Here is a 20532-nt window from a genome sequence, read left to right as displayed (position 1 = left end):
AAAGCATATGTCGATAGATATGATACTTTTGCTGGGAGCCATTGTCGTAGGTATTATTGTTCTTTTAGTGTTATTTACCTTTGTACCGATTGGACTATGGGTTTCAGCTTTAGCAGCTGGAGTTAAAATTGGAATTGTAACATTAATTGGAATGAGATTGCGTCGCGTTATTCCGGGTAGAGTTGTGAACCCACTCATTAAAGCACATAAAGCAGGGATTCAAGTTACAACCAATCAATTAGAGAGTCATTATTTAGCAGGTGGTAACGTGGATCGAGTCGTCAACGCCCTGATTGCCGCACAACGTGCCAATATTGAGTTAACGTTTGAACGTGCTGCAGCGATCGATCTAGCTGGTCGAAATGTATTAGAAGCTGTCCAAATGAGTGTAAATCCGAAGGTCATTGAGACACCGTTTATCGCGGGTGTAGCGATGGACGGGATTGAGGTAAAGGCGAAAGCACGTATCACCGTTCGAGCCAATATTGACCGACTTGTCGGTGGTGCAGGAGAAGATACAGTCATTGCCCGTGTAGGTGAAGGGGTTGTATCGACGATTGGTTCAAGCAATAACCATAAAAAAGTTCTGGAAAACCCGGACATGATTTCAAAAACGGTTTTAACAAAAGGGTTAGATTCAGGAACAGCTTTCGAAATTCTTTCCATTGATATTGCGGATGTGGATATTGGTAAAAATATTGGAGCGCAGTTGCAAACAGATCAAGCGGAAGCAGATAAGAAGATTGCTCAAGCGAAAGCAGAAGAAAGAAGAGCAATGGCTGTAGCCAATGAACAAGAAATGAAAGCCCGCGTTGAAGAGATGAGAGCGAAAGTTGTCGAGGCAGAGGCAGAGGTACCATTAGCAATGTCAGAGGCGCTTAAATCAGGGAAATTGGGTGTCATGGATTATTACTCACTGAAGAATATCGATGCTGATACAGATATGAGAGATTCCATTGGAAAAATGTCCAAACCAAAGAATGACCATAAGGACCAGCAATAACCCTAGTGAAAGGGGGAAATTCCTGTGGAACAATTTATCATTTTTATCATTGTGGCGGTCGTCGGCTTACTTTTTAATCGCAGTAAATTCAATAATCAACGGCAGCAATCTGATCATCCACGACCTGTCCAAACGCCTCCACTGCAAATGGAGGAGGAAGAAGACTGGGAAGAGCCTTCTCCTAGGGAGCAAACTACAAAAGCTAGAACCTTAAAAGAAGCTGCAGATCACCTGAAAGATCAGCCTAATTTCTATAAACATCAAGAAGAGATGGAAGAGAAATTACGAGATCTCAATCGAGAAGAAAAGCTTCATCGTAAAAAGGTAGAAGCTATAAATACCGAAGGATACGATGAAGAGGCGCAGCTGGAATTCGAGTTAAAACAAAAAGATATCCTAAACGGGATCATTATGTCTGAGGTCTTAGGTCCTCCGAGGGCGAGAAAACCTTACAGCAGCAGAAGAAGCTAAAACGCATCTTTAGGTGGAAATGTAGCAACCTACCCCATATAAATTGTAAAAGAAAAGAGACTTCCTGAATGGGGAGTCTCTTTAGCTTACTTCATATTCCTTAACCTACCGATATTTGACTTCTCCATTGCTTCCACAGCAGCTTGGTATTGAGGTCTATTGAAGTCTTTACTGCTCTGCTTATCGATATGAATACCACGCTCATCCATTCCAAGGGTATGCATACTCTGGAGTCCTGCCATTTCTATTGCCATGCCCATAACCTTCTTCCGCAGCCACTGCATCTTGTTTTGTTACATGAATAGTACCAAACGGATGGTTAGGAGGAGCATATATTGAGTAAAGTTTAAGCGGAATATTACCTGTATTGATTATATTGTGCCAAGTTCCAGCAGGTACCATTATTGCAGTATCATCATAGATCTTGCTTTTAAAATTTAATTTATCTTTTCTTTTGCCCATTTGAACAATACCTTGACCTTGTTCAATACGTAAGAATTGGTCAACGTTTGGGTGTATTTCCAAACCGATATCTTCGCCAACGTTCAGACTCATTAAGGTAACTTGCAAATGGGTTCCTGTCCACAATGCGGTACGGTACGTATTGTTTTTCTTTGCAGCTTCATTGATATTAACGACAAACGGTTTTGCTCCATAATCTTTTAATGAAATTCTGGTATCACCATTGTGAAAAGAACTGTTTGCATGTTCCTCAACAGGATTATTCCAATAAACAGACTGTCTACCATAGTTATTCAATGGTACATTAGCATAATAAGGATATTGATGTGGATACATATTTGGATAGTAATACATTTTTCTCAATCCCTTCACAGCTTATCAAATTATCCTATGCACTAGGTTAGGTTAATGTACCTAAATTCAAATTGCTCGGAACATGAAAAAATACAAGCAGATAAGCCACGGTTTTGAATCGTGGCTTATTTTCTACCGTTCTGCAATCGTTCTATGTGAAAAAAGAGTGCCTCTACCTTCTCCATATTCCCTTTAAATTCTAAGATATACCCCAACGTTTTTTTATCATAGTCGTATTTCCACCCAAATATAATCTCACAAGGACAATTATATCAAGTGATTATACATATATCTTTAAAAAAATTCATACACATGAGTGGAAAGGGGGCTCTTTAATGTGAGTAAAAAGTGGTCAAAGAAAATAAAAAATTGGATGACATCGAGAATGGAACTTCCTGCGGATATTATGATGGATCTTCCAAGAGTCACGATGGTCGGAAATTTACATATTTACATTGAAAATCATAAAGGCCTTCTTGTATTTAAAGATAACGAATTGCGATTACTCCTTAAACAGGGGCAATTATTGATAAAAGGGAAATCTTTTGTACTAAAAACTATTCTACCAGAAGAAATCTTACTTGAAGGATATATAGAAGAAGTTCTTTATTTGAATGAATAGGGAGTGGCTTTGGTTGAAAAATAAATGGATCACTTTTTTGACAGGTAGAGTATTAGTGAAGGCAACAGGACAAGGAATGGAACGTTTTATTAATCGACTTGCGCGTTCCGGACTCAGTATATGGAACGTGAGAAGAAACCATGAAGGGACAGTGTTCTTTTATATTACATGGCCTGATCTTCATAAATTACGCCATGCGGCAAGGAAAGCTGATTGCTCCTTTTATTTTATCCGTGGGGAGGGATTGCCCTTCCTATGGAAAAGAACGTTGAAAAATAGCGGATTTCCTATAGGGATTTTACTTTTCTTTGTGCTTATTTTATTTTTATCCAATATTACGTGGGGGATTCAAATCAACGGTGCTGATCCAGAAACAGAGCATAAAATAAGAAAAGAATTATCAAACCTTGGAATTGTCAAAGGATCCATGCATTTGTTTTCTGACAAACCAGATAAGATCCAAAAAAAACTTACAGAAAGAATCGAAAATATTACATGGGTTGGCGTCGAGTTAAGAGGGACAACTTATCATTTTCAAGTTGTGCAGAAAACAGAGCCTGAAAATATAGAGGAGGCAAGCCCTCGGCATTTAGTGGCCAATAAAAAAGCTGTAATTGCGAAAATGTTTGTTGAAAAAGGAAAAGCACTCGTGAAAAAAGACCAATTTGTTGAAAAAGGGCAAATTCTTGTCTCAGGTGAAATTGGCCAGGAAGAAAAGCCAATGCCGATTATTGCCGAGGGGGAAGTTTGGGGATATACGTGGTATAATACTAAAGTTAGCTTCCCGCTTGATACGCCTCTTGAGGTTTTGAGTGGAAAGGAAATGAGAAAGTATTTTTTGAATTTGGGCAAGCTACAATTGCCAGTTTGGGGATTCGCTAAAATTCAATTTCCTAAATATGAAACGGAAATAGAAGATAACGATATCTTTTTCTTAGGAAAAAAACTTCCCATACAATATTCAAAAAAGACGATACGAGAAAAAGAAGCAATTCAAAGGAATTTAAATAAAAAAGAAGCATTAGAGGCGGCAAAAGAACTGGCTAGAAGGGACTTAAAAATGAAAATCCCCCCAGACGCTAGTATCGATAAAGAAATAATTTTGCAAGACAAAGTGGAGAATGGTAAAGTTACATTATCCATTAATTTTCAGGTTTTAGAGAATATAGCTATTGAAAAACCAATCATTCAAGGAGACTGACGAATGTCTGAAGAAAAAACAACAACAAAGATTGCATTAGAAAATGCAGAAGAAGCCTATCTTTTATTAGGAAATGCGGACAGTCACATTCGATTACTTGAGGAAGAATGGAATGTATCGATTGTCACTCGTGGGGAAACGATAACGATTTCAGGAGAAACGACAAATATTGAATTAGTAGAGCATACACTTAGGCAATTATTAAAAGTTATTCGAAAAGGTATTCGAGTGAGCGAAAGGGATGTAACTTACGCTTCTAAAATGGCTAAGGCTGGAAAAGTTGAATATTTTGCTGATCTTTTCGACGAAGAGATTGCACGAAATACGAAGGGAAAAGCTATTCGCGTAAAGACTTTGGGACAACGCGAATATATAGACTCAATTCGTAAAAACGCCCTCGTATTCGGTATTGGGCCTGCAGGGACCGGAAAAACCTATTTGGCCGTCGTGATGGCTGTGAATGCGTTGAAAAAGAATCATGTGAATAAAATCATTTTAACGCGTCCAGCAATCGAAGCAGGAGAAAGTCTCGGCTTTTTGCCAGGTGATTTAAAGGAAAAGGTTGATCCCTATTTACGTCCTTTATATGATGCACTTAACGATGTTTTAGGGGCAGAGCATACCCAACGTTTGATTGACCGTGGAACGATCGAGATCGCTCCTCTTGCTTATATGCGAGGGCGAACATTAGATGATGCATTTGTGATTCTAGATGAGGCACAGAATACGACTCAAGCGCAAATGAAAATGTTCTTGACGCGTCTTGGTTTTGAGTCGAAAATGGTGATTACCGGGGATTCGAGTCAAGTGGATTTACCGAAAGGCGTAACATCTGGCTTGATGACGGCAGAAATTATTTTAAAAGATGTAAAAGGAATTTCTTTCATTCATTTGAATCAAAGTGATGTTGTTCGCCATCCTCTTGTTTCTCAAATTATCCAAGCCTATGAACGCAATGATCCATTACCGCGCTCTTAATCGAGTCATCTTACCGTTTTGCCCCCAAAGGGTAAAACGTTTTTTTATAAGGAATCCTAAAAAAATAATGCTTTCATTTTAAAAAACTGCTATCATTTTAGTAAGCTGAATATCCATCAGCCATTAAGGGGTATGGAGGCCGTTATGAAATTTCACGCATACATCAGTAAAATTCGTTCTTTTCTAAGTTATAAAGTGTTCACAGCATTGATTTATTGTTTATTAGCTTTGGTGCTTTTGTTAATTCTGTACCAGAATATGAAGCCAGAGACGTATGATATGGAAAAATTCCAAGTTGCTGATAAAACGATTCGTTCGCCTAAGACGATAGAAGATGAAATGAAGACTGCGGAAGAGAGAGAAAAGGCAGCAGAAGCTGTTGATAAAGTATATGTGTTTAAAAAAGAGATGGCACAAAATCGCGTTTCTTTACTAACCTCTATTTTTGATTTTGTTTCGGAAACAAACCATGAATCAACTCAAGATGGAAAAGAGGAGGATAAAAAAGATAAGTCAAAAGAAGTTGCCATACAAGACAGATTGAAGGTATTAAAATCGAAATTAACGGGAAATGTGTCGGAAGATATTACAGATGCCATTTCTGATTCGATATTAATTTCACTTTTGCAGGCAAACGAGTCTGATTTGGAAACAACTAAAAATGTCGTGATCCAACATGTGGAATCAGCGATGACGGAAAAAATCCGTGATGATGGCCTAAATGATGCGAAAAAGCTTGTGCAGAAACAAATTAGATCGGCAGGTTTGCCTGAGCCATTGGAAAAGGCAGGAGAAGAGTTGGGACAATATGCCATTGTCCCAAATGATTTATATGATCCAGATTTAACAGAGGAACGGAAGAACCAAGCGATGGCGGAGGTTGAACCAGTCAAAATTTTGCAAGGTCAAATTGTGGTACAAGAAGGACATTTAATTGATCGGGATACATATCGCCAATTGGAACTTTTAGGATTATTAAAAAGTAATCCTACCATAAAGCCTTTAATTGGACTTGTTTTATTTGTTGCCCTTGTCATCGGAGTAATTTATATCTATTTTTCAAAAGTCGATTTACCTGAAGATAAGAAGCAAAATTACCTGTTACTATCAAGTTTCATTTTCATCTCATCCTTAGTCGTGATGAAGATTGTAGGCCTTATCGACGTAGAACTAAATGATATAGCCTTTATTTTCCCAGCAGCGATGGCACCGATGTTAATCAAAATTTTGATGAATGAACGGTTTGCCCTGATTATGGCGATTTTGCTCGCAGTCTGTGGGAGTATTTTGTTTCATGATGGGATCGCAGGAACCATTAATGTTGAGGTCGCCGTCTATATACTCTTTAGTGGGTTAGCAGGTGTTTTGTTTTTATCAGGTCATAATGAAAGAAATCATATTTTACGTGCAGGGATTTTCGTATCCCTTATTAACTTGCTGCTAATTTTGTTTTTAATGCTCGGTGGAAATGGACAATATGCGCCAACAGAATATTTATATTACGCATTATATGCAGTCGTTTCTGGGCTACTTTCGGCCGTTTTTACTATTGGATTAATACCATTCTTTGAGGCTGGATTTGGCATTTTATCAACAATGAGATTAATTGAGCTATCAAGCCCAAACCATCCATTATTGAAAAAGTTATTAACGGAAACGCCAGGCACCTACCACCATAGTGTGATGGTCGCCAATTTAGCAGAATCTGCTTGTGAAGCGATTGGGGCAAATGGTCTTTTAGCAAGGGTTGGTTGTTATTATCATGATATTGGAAAGACAAAAAGACCGCCTTTTTTCATTGAAAATCAATTGAACATTGAAAATCCCCATGACCAACTTCCTCCTGAAACAAGCCGGGATATTATTTTGGCACATACAACAGATGGGGCAGAGGAATTAAGGAAACATAAACTACCGAAAGAAATTGTCGACATTGCTGAACAACATCATGGTACGAGCCTCTTAAAATTCTTTTACTATAAGGCGAAAAAAGAGAATGAAAAAGTGACTGAAAATGAGTTTAGATATCCAGGACCAAAGCCGCAAACAAAAGAAATCGCCATAATTAGCATGGCAGATAGTGTTGAAGCGGCTGTTCGTTCAAAAACAAATCCAACACCAGAAGAGATTCGTACACTTGTTCATCAAATTGCCCAAGATAAATTGCTCGACGGACAGTTTAATGAGTGTGATCTGACTTTAAAAGAAATTGAAAAGGTGAAAAAGGTGTTTTGCGAGACTTTAAATGGCATATTTCATTCACGGATTGAGTATCCTGACATAAAACAACAGAAGGTGATTGATGGTGGCACTCCTAATTGATGCTATAGATGAGACGGGGCAACTAACAGAAGAAAACTTAGGGATGATAGAGAAACTTTTAACGCATGCAGCTGAAGTGGAAGAAATTGATGAAGAAGCAGAAGTTTCTTTAATATTTGTTTCCAACCCAAAAATACAAGAAATAAATAAGGAATATCGCGGGAAAGATCAAGTGACAGATGTGATTTCTTTTGCACTTGAGGAAAGTTTAGAAGGAGAGGTTATGATTCAAGGCACACAACTACCACGTGTTCTTGGTGATATCATTATCTCTCTAGACCGAACAGAGGAGCAAGCCCGTGAATATGGACATTCCTTTAAACGAGAATTAGGCTTTCTAGCTGTTCATGGTTTTTTACATTTGCTTGGATATGATCATATGAACAAAGAGGATGAGGAGCTCATGTTCAATAAGCAGAATGAAATATTGGCAGGTTTTGGTCTTGAAAGATAGGGGGAGTTTTTCTCTAATCCGATTATTATCTGCCTTTAAGTATGCGATACAAGGGATTCAATATGCAGCTAAATCAGAAAAAAACTTTCAAATTCATCTTTTTGCTGGATCGGTTGTGATCATGCTATCTTTTTTTCTAAGACTTGATAAAATCGAGTGGATTTTTATGATGATCTCTATTTTCGGCGTAATGGCTTTAGAATTAGTAAATTCTGCGATGGAAAGGGCTGTTGATTTAGCGACGGACAAAATCCATCCCTTAGCAAAGCAGGCTAAAGACTTAGCGGCTGCTGCGGTGTTAATCTATACGCTCATGGCCGTTTTAATTGGCGTCCTTATCTTAGGTCCGAAAATGATCCAGCTCTTTTATTAGAACTCCTAAGTGTAGACAAAGTCAATTTTGACTTTGTCTACACTTTTTTAAAAGGAAAACCCTTTACGAATGAATTTCCCAGACTATATTCACGCTTTAACTGGTACATTCACACAATTTCCGTCTTCAGGATAAAAAAACCGATGCAAGAATTTGAATGTGTTAAGCAGGTGCGGTAAAATAATTTTACGGTCATTTCCGGCGATGAAATGGAAATGTTCAAAAAACTTTCTTGAAAATGATAACTTTTTGATCGATTTGTAGTAAAATAAGTTATGAAAGATGAGGAGAACTATTTGAATATGGAACAATTGGTAGAAGCAGCAAGTCAGGCAAGAGAACGAGCTTACGTTCCCTATTCTCGATTTGCGGTTGGAGCAGCTGTTTTAACCAGAGATGGAAAGGTCTTTGCAGGATGCAATATTGAAAATGCATCTTATGGGATGACGAACTGTGCAGAACGGACAGCGATTTTTAAAGCAATCTCTGAAGGTGAAACAGAATTTACTAAATTACTTGTAATTGCCGACACGGCCCGGCCTGTGCCTCCATGCGGAGCATGTCGTCAAGTTTTAGCGGAGTTCTGTCCAAGGGATATGATCGTTATTTTAACCAATCTCCAAGGAGATCAACAACAAACAACAGTCGAGGAACTATTGCCATTTGCATTTACAGCGGAGGATATGCACGATGAATCGTAATGAAGAAAAAAAAGTTTTTAAATCTGGTTTTATTTCTATCATTGGTAGACCGAATGTAGGGAAATCGACTTTTTTAAATCGGGTCATCGGTCAAAAAATTGCCATTATGAGTGATAAACCACAAACGACAAGAAATAAAGTGCAAGGTGTTTTAACAACAGATGATGCGCAAATGATTTTTATAGACACCCCAGGTATTCATAAGCCAAAGCATAAATTAGGCGATTTCATGATGAAAATTGCAGTGAGTTCCTTAAAAGAAGTAGATCTCATTTTATTTATGGTGAATGCCGAAGAAGGGTTTGGACGAGGAGAAGAGTTTATTTTAGAAAAACTAAGTGCAATCCAAACGCCAGTTTTTCTTGTGATCAATAAAATTGATTTGATTTCTCCAGATATGCTTTTAACCATTATAGACACATATAAAGAAAAATATGATTTCGCAGAAATTATTCCGATTTCCGCAATCGAAGGAAATAATGTTGAACGTCTGCTCGAACAAATTCAGATGCGACTTGACGAGGGTCCCCAATTTTATCCTGCAGACCAGGTTACTGATCATCCCGAAAGGTTCATTGTATCGGAATTGATCCGTGAGAAAGCGCTTCATTTAACGAGAGAAGAAGTGCCACATTCCCTTGCTGTTATGATTGATAAAATGGAAAGTCGTAAAGGAAAAGAAATGATTGATGTCATGGCGACAATTATTGTTGAAAGAGATTCGCAAAAAGGAATTATTATCGGAAAACAAGGGAATATGTTAAAGGAAATTGGTATGCGAGCCAGAGAGGATATCGAAAAATTACTTGGTTCAAAAGTTTATTTAGAATTGTGGGTAAAAGTTCAAAAGGATTGGCGAAATAAAGCGTTCCATTTACGTGATTATGGTTTTACAGAAGAGGAATATTGAGACACATTGATCATTTTGACAAATTTTATGCAGTATGGCTTTAAGAGATAATGAGAAAATAATCTTATTCGGCTTTATCTTTAGAGAAGGCGAAAAATGATTGATCACTTGGAAAGGCGGGAATTTTAAAATGTATGAATTCACGTGGAAAGTTTTCAAAGAAACAGGTAATGTCAATACGTATCTGCTTCTAAAAGAACTTGAAAAAGAAGAGCATTTGAATATTCTGCCATGTGGGGAAAATCCGGACGAAGCAGACTGCACACAAGTGACTTAAGCGTGTGAATTATCCCAGAATGCTGTGAATACAGTGAAAGGGGATAAACAATTAATGGTCAATAAATTTGAAGGTATTGTCATTCGAACGACAGATTATGGGGAATCAAATAAAATTGTGACAATCTACACGAGAGAGGCTGGAAAAATCGCTGGAATGGCTAGGGGAGCTAAGAAACCGAGTAATCGGTTATCCAGCGTTTCCCAGCTCTTTACATACGGATATTTTGTTATTAGCGGAACAAGAGGTTTAGGAACGATTCAACAAGGAGAAATGATTTCATCCCTTCGCTATATAAGAGAAGATATTTTTAAAACAGCTTATGCCTCTTATATTGTCGATCTGCTTGATAAGGGTACCGAAGAAAAAGAGAGTAATCCATTTTTATTTGAGTTACTTTATCAAACATTGATCTACATTAATGAAGGGTATGATCCTGACATTGTCACGAATATATTCGAAATGAAAATGCTGAATGTATTTGGATTATACCCTGAGATGAATCACTGTGTTCTTTGTGGAAATACTGAATCTCAATTTGGTTTTTCTATTAAAGAAAATGGGTTAATTTGCCAAGACTGTTTTCAAAAGGATCCCCATTTTTTTCCTGTCTCACAAAATACGATAAAGTTGTTAAGATTATTTTATTTCTTTGATATCCATCGACTAGGATCCATTTCAGTAAAAGAGAGAACGAAAAAAGAACTTCGAGACGTTATTTCCACTTATTATGATGAATATTCTGGTCTAAACTTGAAAACAAAACGCTTTTTAGATCAATTGGGGAGTTGGAAGAATCAATTAAGTGACTAATTTTCTAATCTCAAAATGAGTAAATATTGACTTTTACGCAAATTTCAGCTATTTTCTTCTTATAAGAAAAATTATTCAGGCTGTGAAGAAGGAAAAAAGTAGCAGAAACGATTTCATTTTAGCGACCCCGGGATGGTGAAAGCCGGGTATGAAACTTCTGTGAACGGCATTCCTGAACAGCGATTGAAAAAGTTGGCTACTGATGTAGCAAATAGGGTGGAACCGCGGGTAAACTCTCGTCCCTATGCTTAAGAAGCATAGAGGATGGGAGTTTTTTGATATTTAGACTGGACTTTCTAAATTGAATAGGAAGTATAAAATTTTGGCTAATGCATGATCTAGCTCCAGCGCCCAGCGACTAGCAAACTTTCGGTGCCTTCCTACGATAAGTCAACATCGATTCACCCTTCGGGTTCATCGTGTTTCCTTTATCTCGTCAGGCCCCTAAAAAGTTTGTACGTCGCTAAACGGGCGCTTACGCTTTACTAATTTAAATGGAGGCTGAAAAGTAGTGAATATTCAAGAAATGATTTTGACCTTACAAAAACATTGGTCAGACTATGGATGCATTCTTATGCAGGCGTATGATGTAGAAAAGGGAGCGGGAACGATGAGTCCTTATACTTTTTTAAGGGCTATTGGCCCTGAGCCTTGGAATGTGGCCTATGTAGAGCCATCTAGAAGACCAGCAGACGGTCGCTATGGAGAAAATCCAAATCGATTATATCAACATCATCAATTTCAGGTCATTATGAAACCATCTCCAGACAATATCCAAGAAATGTACTTAGATTCTTTAAAAGCGCTTGGGATTGATCCATTAGAACATGATATTCGTTTTGTAGAAGATAATTGGGAGAATCCTTCTCTCGGTTGTGCCGGTCTTGGATGGGAAGTGTGGCTCGATGGGATGGAAGTCACGCAATTTACTTATTTTCAACAAGTGGGTGGATTGGAGTGTAAACCAGTCTCAGTGGAATTAACCTATGGCATCGAAAGGTTAGCTTCTTACATTCAAGATAAAGAAAATGTATTTGATCTGGAATGGACGAATGGCTTTACAATCCGAGATATCTTTTATCAACCAGAATTTGAACATTCCAAGTATGCATTCGAAACATCGAATCAAAAAATGTTATTTGATCTGTTTAACACGTATGAAGCGGAAGCTAAAGAGCAAATGGAGCATGGTTTAGTACATCCTGCTTATGATTATATTCTAAAGTGTTCCCATGTTTTTAATTTACTGGATGCAAAAGGAGCTATCTCCGTAACAGAAAGAACAGGGTATATAGGGAGAATGAGAAATATGGCTAGACAAGTTGCCAAAACCTTTTATGAGGAACGGGAAAAACTTGGTTTTCCAATTCTAAAGCAAAAGGAGGAAGCCCGTCATGAGTAGTCGTGATTTATTGCTGGAAATTGGTCTTGAAGAAATTCCTGCCAGATTTGTATTAGATGCTATTGACCAATTACAGGGAAAAATAAAAGAATGGTTAACGGAAAGAAAAATAGAATTTGGCGAAGTTCGGGCATTCTCGACCCCAAGAAGATTAGCGGTTCTCGTATCCCATGTTGCTGAATCCCAACAAGATACGGAATTAGAAGTGAAGGGACCGACAAAGAAAATAGCTCTTGATCAGGAGGGGAATTGGTCAAAGGCAGCAGTAGGGTTTTCAAAATCTCAGGGAGCCCAAGTAGATGATATTTTCTTTAAAGAAATAAAAGGTGTGGAATATGCTTTCGTCCAGAAATTTGAAAAGGGGCAAGCAACAGAGCAAATCTTACCGGATCTGAAAGAAATTATTACTTCGCTTCATTTTCCAAACAATATGCATTGGGGTAATTTAAGCATGCGCTATATTCGCCCCATCCGCTGGATAGTAGCTTTATTTGGCCAAAATGTGATTCCTTTCAATATCGCAAATATAGATGCGGGTAACAAAACGTATGGACATCGTTTCTTAGGGAATGAAATTCATTTAACATCACCAAAAGATTATGAGCAATTATTACTTAGCCAATATGTGATCGCAGACTATGAAAAAAGAAAAACAGCAATCGAAGAACAAATCGCCAAACTAGCGGAAGAACATCAATGGGTTATTCCAATTGACCAACCGTTATTAGAAGAGGTTACAAATCTTGTTGAGTATCCAACGGCATTTTATGGCTCTTTTCAAAAAAGTTTCCTTGAATTGCCGAAAGAAGTTTTAATTACGTCTATGAAGGAACACCAACGCTATTTTCCAGTAGAAGATCAAGATCATCATTTACTCCCTTATTTTATTGCTGTTCGAAATGGTGATCATCGAGAATTGGAAAAAGTGATGAAGGGGAACGAAAAAGTACTGAGGGCTCGTTTGCAAGATGCGGACTTCTTCTATCATGAAGATCAAAAACTGACGATTGAGCAAGCACTAAAGAAGTTAAATCATATTGTTTACCATGAAAAGCTTGGAACACTTTCAGAAAAAGTAAAAAGAGTAACATGGATTGCAAAAGAAATCGCTCATACACTAGATGTTACAGACGTGGAGCACGCTTTAATTAGCAGAGCAGCTGAAATTAGCAAATTTGATTTAGTGACGAATATGGTTGACGAATTTCCGGAATTACAGGGAATTATGGGTGAAAAATATGCTTTGCTTCAAGGTGAGAAACCCGAGGTCGCTCAAGCGATCAAGGAACACTACCAACCAATTCATCCAGAAGATCCAGTTCCTAGTTCGATGATTGGCTCAGTTATAAGCATAGCGGATAAATTGGATTCGATCGTTTCTTCCTTTTCAATCGGCTTAATTCCAACTGGTTCACAGGATCCTTATGCTCTTAGACGACAAGCGGCAGGGATTGTAAAAATATTACAGGTAAAAAACTGGAATGTGACCTTACCAGCCCTTTTAGAAATAGCCCTAAAAGGGAGTCAACAAGAAAATAATCAAGAAGTTTACCAACAACTTAAAAAGTTTTTCAGACTAAGATTGAACTATTTATTAGAAGAAAAAGGAATTCGCTATGACATTGTGGAAGCTATATTAGACAGCGAGTGGACTAGTATTCCACAAATCCTGCAAAGAGCTGAAGTGCTGGAGAGCAACAGCCAGCAACCAGATTTTAAAGCTGTTGTTGAGTCGTTATCAAGAGTATTAAATATTGCAAGTAAAGCAGAAGAAACCACATTCGTTGATCAAAAGCTTTTTGAAAACGAATATGAAAAGACATTGTATAAAGAATGGCAACAGGTAGAAGATCTTATAAAACATGCAGACTCTGTGGAAGCTCATTATCAAGCACTAGCCGCACTAGAACCGATGATTTCAAGCTATTTTGATCATACAATGGTCATGACAGAAAACGAATCAGTGAAAAGAAATCGCTTGGCGCAAATGAAAAACTTAGCTAAACTCATCTATCAATTCGCAGATATGAACAAAATAATCGTGAAGTAATGCCAAAAGCTAAATTAAAGGCTATCACCATGTGGTGATAGCCTTTCAAAGGGGATGTGTAATAGGTGACAGAACCTATCATTTATGTAGTATCGGATTCTGTAGGGGAAACAGCTGAACTTGTAACAATCGCTGCTTTAAGGCAGTTTAATGGTTCGGACGCCTTAATTAAACGTTATCCATATATCGAGAATACGGAGGATATTGATCAAATCATTTCAAGAGCTATAAAGGATCAAGGCATGATTGTTTATACACTAGTGAAACCAGAAATAAGAGAATATATGAAAAAGATGACCCACCTTCATCAGATTAATGGCATTGATATTATGGGTCCCCTAATGGATAAATTTGAAAAGAAGTTTGAAAGAGCTCCATTAAATGAACCCGGTTTAGTAAGAAAGTTAGATGAAGATTATTTTAAACGGATTGAAGCGATTGAATTTGCCGTTAAATATGATGATGGACGTGACCCTCGGGGATTATTAAGGGCTGATATTATTCTAATTGGCGTTTCAAGAACCTCAAAAACACCTTTATCCCAACACTTAGCTTTAAAAAGCATTAAAGTAGCCAATGTTCCAGTTCTTCCTGAAATAGATCCTCCAAAAGAGTTATTTACTGTTGATCCTAAAAGATGTATTGGTTTGAAAATTAGTCCAGAAAAATTGAATCATATCCGCCGAGAGAGATTAATCGCGTTAGGATTAAATGATAATGCAAGTTATGCGAACATCGAAAGAATAAAAAAAGAGTTGGAGTATTTTGATTTAATCTCCCGAAAAATCGGATGCACGATTATTGATGTTACGAATAAGGCGGTTGAGGAAACCGCTAATCTGATTATTAGTTATATGAATCACAAAAAAAGCTAGACTCTTCAGTTGTTAATCATGGCAAAACAACTAAATTTAAGCTATAATATAAATTTGTGTTTAATAAATACTTGGAAAAAGGTTTAGAGCTAAACTTTTAGGAATACACTAGGGACAATGGAAAATTACCTAGGACGGGAAAAAACGACATGTTTCCTTAAATACTTTTCATAATAAGAAGGAATCAACGGAGTGATGTAGAATTATAGAGAGTAAACGCATATTTGTTGATGCAGATGCATGTCCTGTTAAAACAGAAATAAAGAAAGCTGCAGATCAATACGGTTGGCATGTTTGCTTTGTTGCTTCCTATGATCATAAACCAACTGATTTAAATGATAGAGAAGATTGGGTGTTTGTAGATCCTGGAAGAGATTCCGCGGATCTCTATATTTTAAATCATATTCATCCGAACAATCTGTTGATTACACAGGATATAGGTTTAGCTAGCCTAGCGATCGTGAGAAATGTTCATGTGATCTCACCACGTGGGAAAACCTTTAAAGAAGACTCTATTCAAACTGCCCTTGATTTTCGCTACTTATCTGCATTGGAGAGAAAAAAAGGGAACTACGGTAAGGGGCCTAAAATGTTTACTGATGATGATCGGAATAGGTTCATAAAAACTCTTTGTGAATTGTTGTCGAATTTTGAAGGAGAATCAGCATTTAAGTCGAATTAATATTAAATGACGAAAACATTTATTTTGCTATTTTCATTGCCATGGAGGATGTTTGAAGACTAGATAAAAATGAAAAAATTCATCATCCCTTTCATCCTTTTTTGAACATCCTCTTGAAGAGATAATAAGTTTAATTTTAATAGATGGAGATGGACTTTGTGGCAAGGATTCCTGAGGATAAGATTGCCGAGATAAAACAATCGGTTGACATCGTTGATGTGATTAGTGAATACGTTCAGCTAAGAAAACAAGGCCGTAATTATTTTGGACTATGTCCTTTTCATGGTGAAAATACTCCATCATTTTCTGTTTCACAGGACAAGCAAATCTTTCATTGCTTTGGTTGTGGAATGGGAGGAAATGCTTTTTCTTTTATTATGGAAATGGAGGGGATCTCTTTTCAAGAAGCGGCCGAAAAGGTTGCTGCTAAGGGAAATATAGAACTTCAAATAGATCCCAACACTTATAACCATAATCAAAGTTCTTTACCTCCCGATCAAGCTGAGATGATAAAGGCACATGAATTGCTGACTAAATTCTACCATCATCTGCTCTTGAACACCAATGAAGGAACCGATGCTCTTCATCATTTACTTGAAAGAGGTTTTACCAAGGAGAGTATCCAAAAATTTAATATTGGCTATTCTTTGCCTGAATGGAATTTCGCAGTGAATTATTTAGAAAAGCATGGATTTTCCTTGGAAACTATGGAAAAAGCCGGATTGCTAGCTCGGCGGAATAAAGATCAAGCTTTTGTTGACCGATTCCGTAATCGAATTATGTTTCCGCTGCTAAATGAAAAAGGGAAAATTGTTGCATTTTCAGCAAGGGCCCTTTCAGACGAAGATCATCCAAAGTATTTAAATACTCCAGAGACAGTACTTTTTCATAAAAGCTCACTTTTGTACAATTTCTATCAAGCAAGGAGTCATATCCGTAGGCTTGGATATACAGTATTATTTGAAGGTTTTGCGGATGTAATATCTGCCGATCGAGCGGGAGTTTCCAATGGGGTAGCCCTTATGGGTACAGCCTTAACGGAAAGACATATTCAGTTGTTGAAACGATTATCGAATACAATTGTCCTTTGTCTGGATTCGGATGATGCAGGGGTGGAGGCTGCTTTTAAATCAGGTTCTTTACTAGAAAAGTACGGCATGAATGTGACCGTAGCTCAATTGCCTGATAAATTAGATCCTGACGATTACATTCAGCAATACGGAGCGGAAAAGTTCCGTGAGGATGTAATAGGGAATGCCCAAACATGGATGGCTTTTAAGTTGTTTTATTTTCGGAGAGGAAAAAACCTTCAAAATGAGGGGGATTTACTTGATTTTATCGATAGGGCCATCATAGAAATAGCCAAGCTAGGGAACGCTGTAGAACGGGATATGTATATAAGACAGTTGTCTGAAGAATTTACTCTGTCTCTTGAAGCTTTAATGTCCCAACTAAATGAGCGGGTCCAACCCACTGCCATGAAAGAAATGGAGAAGCAACAGGCAGAGGAGCGACGATCGGAACCTCCAAAAGCAGATCTTCCTAGGCAACAACGATTGCCAGCAATCGCATTAGCTGAAAGGCAACTCATTGCCAAAATGATGCAACAAGAGGAATTAGTTTACCGAATCATGGAAATGATGGGGGATGGAGCTTTTCATTATGACGAGCATCAAGCGATTGTTACCTATCTGCTTGGCTATTATGAGGAAGGAAATAAACCTGACTCTAGTCTATTTATGAATTATCTTCCAGATTTAAAATTACAAAAAATTGTTTCTGAAATAGAGATGTTGGCTGTTGATCATGAATATAGTGAGAAAGAGTTAAATGATTACGTGAGCCATGTGTTGAAATATCCTAAATTGTTAATGATAAAAGAAAAGCAAGCAGAACAAAAAGCGGCTGAACGAAAGAAAGAATTTGGAAAAGCAATAGAATTGGCTAAGGAAATCCTAGAATTACGCCGATCTCTTTAACTTTATTTTGCTTAATACCTTACTTCAATGAGTAAACAATATATTTTACGCTGTAAGAGCAAACCTTTGTTAAAAAGAATTTTACAAAGCTAAAATGGCATTAATCTACGCATGAAGCACCATGTTAGCCTTAATGTTGGAAGGAGGAAAATGCATGGCTGAAAAATCAGCTCGTTCCACTGAAACTGAACTTACTGTAGATCAAGCGAAAGAGCAATTGATTGAACAAGGTAAAAAAGTTGGAACTTTAACATATGAAAAAATTGGAGAGAAACTAGGTCATTTTGACTTAGATTCTGATCAACTGGATGAATTTTATGAGCATTTAACGGATCAAGGGGTAGAATTAGTCGAGGATTCCGCTGAAGATGAGGATCCAAATGTTAGTGATATTCAAAAAGAAAACGAGGAAGAATTTGATTTAAATGATTTAAGTGTTCCTCCTGGTGTGAAAATTAATGACCCTGTGAGAATGTATTTGAAAGAAATAGGACGTGTAGACCTTCTGTCAGCAGAAGAAGAGGTTGAGTTGGCTAAGCGGATCGAACAAGGTGACGAGGAAGCTAAGAAACGGTTAGCTGAAGCGAATTTGCGACTTGTTGTAAGTATTGCAAAGCGTTACGTAGGCCGCGGCATGCTGTTTCTAGATTTGATCCAAGAAGGAAATATGGGTCTCATTAAGGCGGTTGAGAAATTTGATTATGATAAAGGTTTCAAATTTAGTACCTATGCAACATGGTGGATTCGTCAAGCTATTACGAGAGCTATTGCCGACCAAGCGAGAACGATTCGGATTCCTGTGCATATGGTTGAAACAATCAATAAACTGATCAGGGTGCAACGTCAGCTATTACAGGATTTAGGCCGTGAACCAACTCCAGAAGAAATTTCTGAAGAAATGGATATGACACCAGATAAAGTCCGTGAAATATTGAAAATAGCACAAGAGCCTGTTTCCTTAGAAACACCAATTGGAGAAGAGGATGATTCCCATTTAGGTGATTTTATTGAAGATCAAGAAGCAACATCACCATCAGAGCATGCTGCTTATGAACTTTTGAAAGAACAGCTAGAGGACGTATTAGACACATTGACAGACCGAGAAGAAAATGTGCTAAGACTTCGTTTTGGACTTGATGATGGTCGTACACGCACGCTTGAAGAAGTAGGGAAAGTTTTTGGTGTTACAAGGGAGCGTATAAGACAAATTGAGGCCAAAGCCCTTAGAAAATTAAGACATCCTAGCAGAAGCAAGCGACTAAAAGACTTTTTAGAATAATCCCGATCATTTGACAGGTTTACTTCTGGTTCGGAAGTAAACTTTTTCTTTGCTAAGGAGGATGGGCAGAACTAAGGAAAAAAAGAAATGGATTGTTATGCTCCAATCGAGACAGATATATCTAGTTAATTAAAAAACTTTTTTACCTTTAGACTTTTGCTCATTTCCCCTTTTCTAACAATAACATAAAAAGGGGGCAACTCCTTATGAAGGATGACAAAAAAACCGTCCTTTTAAATGAAATCCATTTCTGGAAGGAAAATAAAATTCTTCCAGAGCATTACTGTGATTATCTTATCGCGTTGTATACACAAGGAGATGAAAGCCAACAGCCGAAAAAACGAAAAAGAAACAAGAAAATATTTCAGTGGGAAGCTATTTTGCCATTATTACTGTTAATCTGTATTGTAGGAATGGCTGTAATAACATATATTACAGCTATTTCATTTGGAATGCAAACGCTTTTCTTGTCTATTTTTGTCGTCATCCTTATTTTTAGTTGGTTTTATTTTCGTAAAAAAAATCTAAATCCTATGCTCGTCTATATTACAGCCGCTTTTTTATTACTTTTTTATACCGTTCAAATCAATGGAGCTTTTTTTGAAAATAAGACAATGAGCTTATATTGGCTTCTACTAGCAAATTGTATCATCTGGATGATCAGTGGGTTAGTCGGAAAAAAGCTATTCTTTACTTTATCAGGTTTTATTGCCATGGTATTTTTAATCCTATTAATTATCATTTAGGGTAGCCTTTTTGGGCTAAATATTGAATAATACATGAATTTTACTGCAAAAGCTTTTACTTTTTGCCTATTTCGAGTAAAATAGAGTTGTTTGAAGCATAATTTATATTATATACATAGTGATCTGACAAGGAGGGCTTAAGTAGTGAAACGTAATCCACTCGTTCCCTATTTTTTAATTTTCGCAATGGGATTTGTTATCATTTTTTTCCTCGGGATTAAAGGGATTGGGGATGCTAAAGAAATAGCTAATGAAGGAGAAGAGGGCGGCGAAGAAGAAGTCGCTTTTGAACCTGAAGAATTTGCAAATAAAACATGTATTAGTTGTCACGGAGAAAATCTAGAAGGTGCCAGCGGTCCTTCCCTTCATGGAACTGGACTTTCCAAAGAAGAAGTCGCCGATATTTTACAAAATGGTAAAGGCAGTGCAATGCCAGCGGGGTTGGTTCCTCCGGATAATATTGATGCAATGGCCGAATATGTCTCAAATCTAAAATAATGAATAAGAAGAGTTCTTTGCATTTTGCAAAGAACTCTTTTAACTTTAGACCTGCAGGACACAGGTCACAAAGGCGAAGT

The 20532-nt window shown here is 37.4% G+C and carries 21 protein-coding genes; 20 read left to right on the top strand and 1 reads right to left on the bottom strand.

Going from position 1 to position 20532, the window contains the following annotated elements; translation table 11 throughout:
- Positions 1-7 precede the first annotated feature (7 nt).
- A complete protein-coding gene (gene floA / locus KI363_RS00705; protein WP_158322852.1) occupies positions 8-1003 on the top strand; it encodes a flotillin-like protein FloA in 996 nt (331 codons plus the stop codon).
- Positions 1004-1027: 24 nt separating this feature from the next.
- Positions 1028-1474, top strand: a complete 447-nt coding sequence (locus KI363_RS00700) for a YqfB family membrane protein (protein WP_212964882.1) — start codon at positions 1028-1030, stop codon at positions 1472-1474.
- A 201-nt stretch (positions 1475-1675) separates the two neighbouring features.
- Here the strand turns inward: KI363_RS00700 and KI363_RS00695 are convergent, their stop codons facing one another.
- Positions 1676-2290, bottom strand: a complete 615-nt coding sequence (locus KI363_RS00695; RefSeq protein WP_212964880.1) for a cupin domain-containing protein — start codon at positions 2288-2290, stop codon at positions 1676-1678.
- A 337-nt stretch (positions 2291-2627) separates the two neighbouring features.
- On the opposite strand from KI363_RS00695, the gene yqfC reads away from it, so the two are divergent.
- The 18 genes from yqfC to cccA all read left to right on the top strand — a co-directional run bounded on the left by yqfC (position 2628) and on the right by cccA (position 20452).
- Positions 2628-2912 carry a sporulation protein YqfC gene (yqfC, locus tag KI363_RS00690; protein ID WP_158322857.1) on the top strand — a complete coding sequence of 95 codons (285 nt, stop codon included), beginning with the start codon at positions 2628-2630 and terminating at the stop codon, positions 2910-2912.
- A gap of 13 nt (positions 2913-2925) precedes the next feature.
- Entirely contained in the window at positions 2926-4113 is a 1188-nt protein-coding gene (gene yqfD / locus KI363_RS00685) for a sporulation protein YqfD (protein WP_158322858.1), read from the top strand.
- A 3-nt stretch (positions 4114-4116) separates the two neighbouring features.
- On the top strand, positions 4117-5091 hold the full coding sequence (locus KI363_RS00680; protein ID WP_212964879.1) for a PhoH family protein: 975 nt from the start codon (positions 4117-4119) through the stop codon (positions 5089-5091).
- 144 nt (positions 5092-5235) lie between these two features.
- Complete coding sequence (locus tag KI363_RS00675) at positions 5236-7413, top strand: HD family phosphohydrolase (RefSeq protein ID WP_212964878.1); 2178 nt, start codon at positions 5236-5238, stop codon at positions 7411-7413.
- On the top strand, positions 7397-7867 hold the full coding sequence (ybeY, locus tag KI363_RS00670) for an rRNA maturation RNase YbeY (protein ID WP_158322905.1): 471 nt from the start codon (positions 7397-7399) through the stop codon (positions 7865-7867). The genes KI363_RS00675 and ybeY overlap by 17 nt, the downstream gene beginning before the upstream one ends.
- The gene (locus KI363_RS00665) at positions 7857-8240 is read left to right on the top strand and encodes a diacylglycerol kinase (protein WP_246516645.1); all 384 of its coding nucleotides are present in this window, start codon (positions 7857-7859) and stop codon (positions 8238-8240) included. Before ybeY ends, KI363_RS00665 begins: the two co-directional genes overlap by 11 nt.
- Positions 8241-8542: 302 nt before the next feature.
- Positions 8543-8941, top strand: coding sequence for a cytidine deaminase (locus KI363_RS00660; RefSeq protein WP_373306692.1), 399 nt, complete (start codon positions 8543-8545; stop codon positions 8939-8941).
- Positions 8931-9851, top strand: coding sequence for a GTPase Era (gene era / locus KI363_RS00655; RefSeq protein WP_212964877.1), 921 nt, complete (start codon positions 8931-8933; stop codon positions 9849-9851). The genes KI363_RS00660 and era overlap by 11 nt, the downstream gene beginning before the upstream one ends.
- Before the next feature lie 130 nt (positions 9852-9981).
- Positions 9982-10128, top strand: a complete 147-nt coding sequence (locus KI363_RS00650) for a YqzL family protein (protein ID WP_082881215.1) — start codon at positions 9982-9984, stop codon at positions 10126-10128.
- 54 nt (positions 10129-10182) lie between these two features.
- Positions 10183-10941 (top strand): DNA repair protein RecO, encoded by a 759-nt coding sequence (recO, locus tag KI363_RS00645; protein ID WP_212964875.1) that lies wholly within the window; start codon positions 10183-10185, stop codon positions 10939-10941.
- Between the two features lie 511 nt (positions 10942-11452).
- Entirely contained in the window at positions 11453-12343 is an 891-nt protein-coding gene (gene glyQ, locus KI363_RS00640; protein ID WP_212964873.1) for a glycine--tRNA ligase subunit alpha, read from the top strand.
- Positions 12336-14393, top strand: a complete 2058-nt coding sequence (gene glyS / locus KI363_RS00635) for a glycine--tRNA ligase subunit beta (protein WP_212964871.1) — start codon at positions 12336-12338, stop codon at positions 14391-14393. The genes glyQ and glyS overlap by 8 nt, the downstream gene beginning before the upstream one ends.
- Before the next feature lie 65 nt (positions 14394-14458).
- Positions 14459-15268, top strand: a complete 810-nt coding sequence (locus KI363_RS00630) for a pyruvate, water dikinase regulatory protein (RefSeq protein ID WP_158322873.1) — start codon at positions 14459-14461, stop codon at positions 15266-15268.
- Positions 15269-15470: 202 nt separating this feature from the next.
- Positions 15471-15950: a YaiI/YqxD family protein gene (locus tag KI363_RS00625; protein ID WP_158322874.1), complete on the top strand. Its 480-nt coding sequence runs from the start codon at positions 15471-15473 to the stop codon at positions 15948-15950.
- A 149-nt stretch (positions 15951-16099) separates the two neighbouring features.
- Positions 16100-17929: a DNA primase gene (dnaG, locus tag KI363_RS00620; protein WP_158322876.1), complete on the top strand. Its 1830-nt coding sequence runs from the start codon at positions 16100-16102 to the stop codon at positions 17927-17929.
- Between the two features lie 154 nt (positions 17930-18083).
- Complete coding sequence (gene rpoD / locus KI363_RS00615; RefSeq protein ID WP_158322878.1) at positions 18084-19208, top strand: RNA polymerase sigma factor RpoD; 1125 nt, start codon at positions 18084-18086, stop codon at positions 19206-19208.
- Between the two features lie 206 nt (positions 19209-19414).
- Positions 19415-19954 (top strand): hypothetical protein, encoded by a 540-nt coding sequence (locus KI363_RS00610; RefSeq protein ID WP_212964869.1) that lies wholly within the window; start codon positions 19415-19417, stop codon positions 19952-19954.
- A gap of 144 nt (positions 19955-20098) precedes the next feature.
- Entirely contained in the window at positions 20099-20452 is a 354-nt protein-coding gene (gene cccA, locus KI363_RS00605) for a cytochrome c550 (protein ID WP_158322881.1), read from the top strand.
- The last annotated feature ends 80 nt before the right edge of the window (positions 20453-20532 follow it).

It is taken from the genome of Lederbergia ruris (assembly GCF_018332955.1).
Taxonomy (GTDB): Bacteria; Bacillota; Bacilli; order Bacillales; family Bacillaceae_C; genus Lederbergia; species Lederbergia ruris.
This window is presented reverse-complemented; position numbering and strand designations above follow the sequence as displayed.

Coding starts and splice junctions, on each gene's coding strand:
- floA (WP_158322852.1), top strand. CDS start 8: ATGTCGATAGATATGATACTTTTGCTGGGAGCCATTGTCGTAGGTATT.
- KI363_RS00695 (WP_212964880.1), bottom strand. CDS start 2,290: ATGTATTACTATCCAAATATGTATCCACATCAATATCCTTATTATGCT.
- KI363_RS00680 (WP_212964879.1), top strand. CDS start 4,117: ATGTCTGAAGAAAAAACAACAACAAAGATTGCATTAGAAAATGCAGAA.
- KI363_RS00675 (WP_212964878.1), top strand. CDS start 5,236: ATGAAATTTCACGCATACATCAGTAAAATTCGTTCTTTTCTAAGTTAT.
- KI363_RS00660 (WP_373306692.1), top strand. CDS start 8,543: ATGGAACAATTGGTAGAAGCAGCAAGTCAGGCAAGAGAACGAGCTTAC.
- era (WP_212964877.1), top strand. CDS start 8,931: ATGAATCGTAATGAAGAAAAAAAAGTTTTTAAATCTGGTTTTATTTCT.
- KI363_RS00650 (WP_082881215.1), top strand. CDS start 9,982: ATGTATGAATTCACGTGGAAAGTTTTCAAAGAAACAGGTAATGTCAAT.
- recO (WP_212964875.1), top strand. CDS start 10,183: ATGGTCAATAAATTTGAAGGTATTGTCATTCGAACGACAGATTATGGG.
- glyS (WP_212964871.1), top strand. CDS start 12,336: ATGAGTAGTCGTGATTTATTGCTGGAAATTGGTCTTGAAGAAATTCCT.
- dnaG (WP_158322876.1), top strand. CDS start 16,100: ATGGACTTTGTGGCAAGGATTCCTGAGGATAAGATTGCCGAGATAAAA.
- rpoD (WP_158322878.1), top strand. CDS start 18,084: ATGGCTGAAAAATCAGCTCGTTCCACTGAAACTGAACTTACTGTAGAT.
- KI363_RS00610 (WP_212964869.1), top strand. CDS start 19,415: ATGAAGGATGACAAAAAAACCGTCCTTTTAAATGAAATCCATTTCTGG.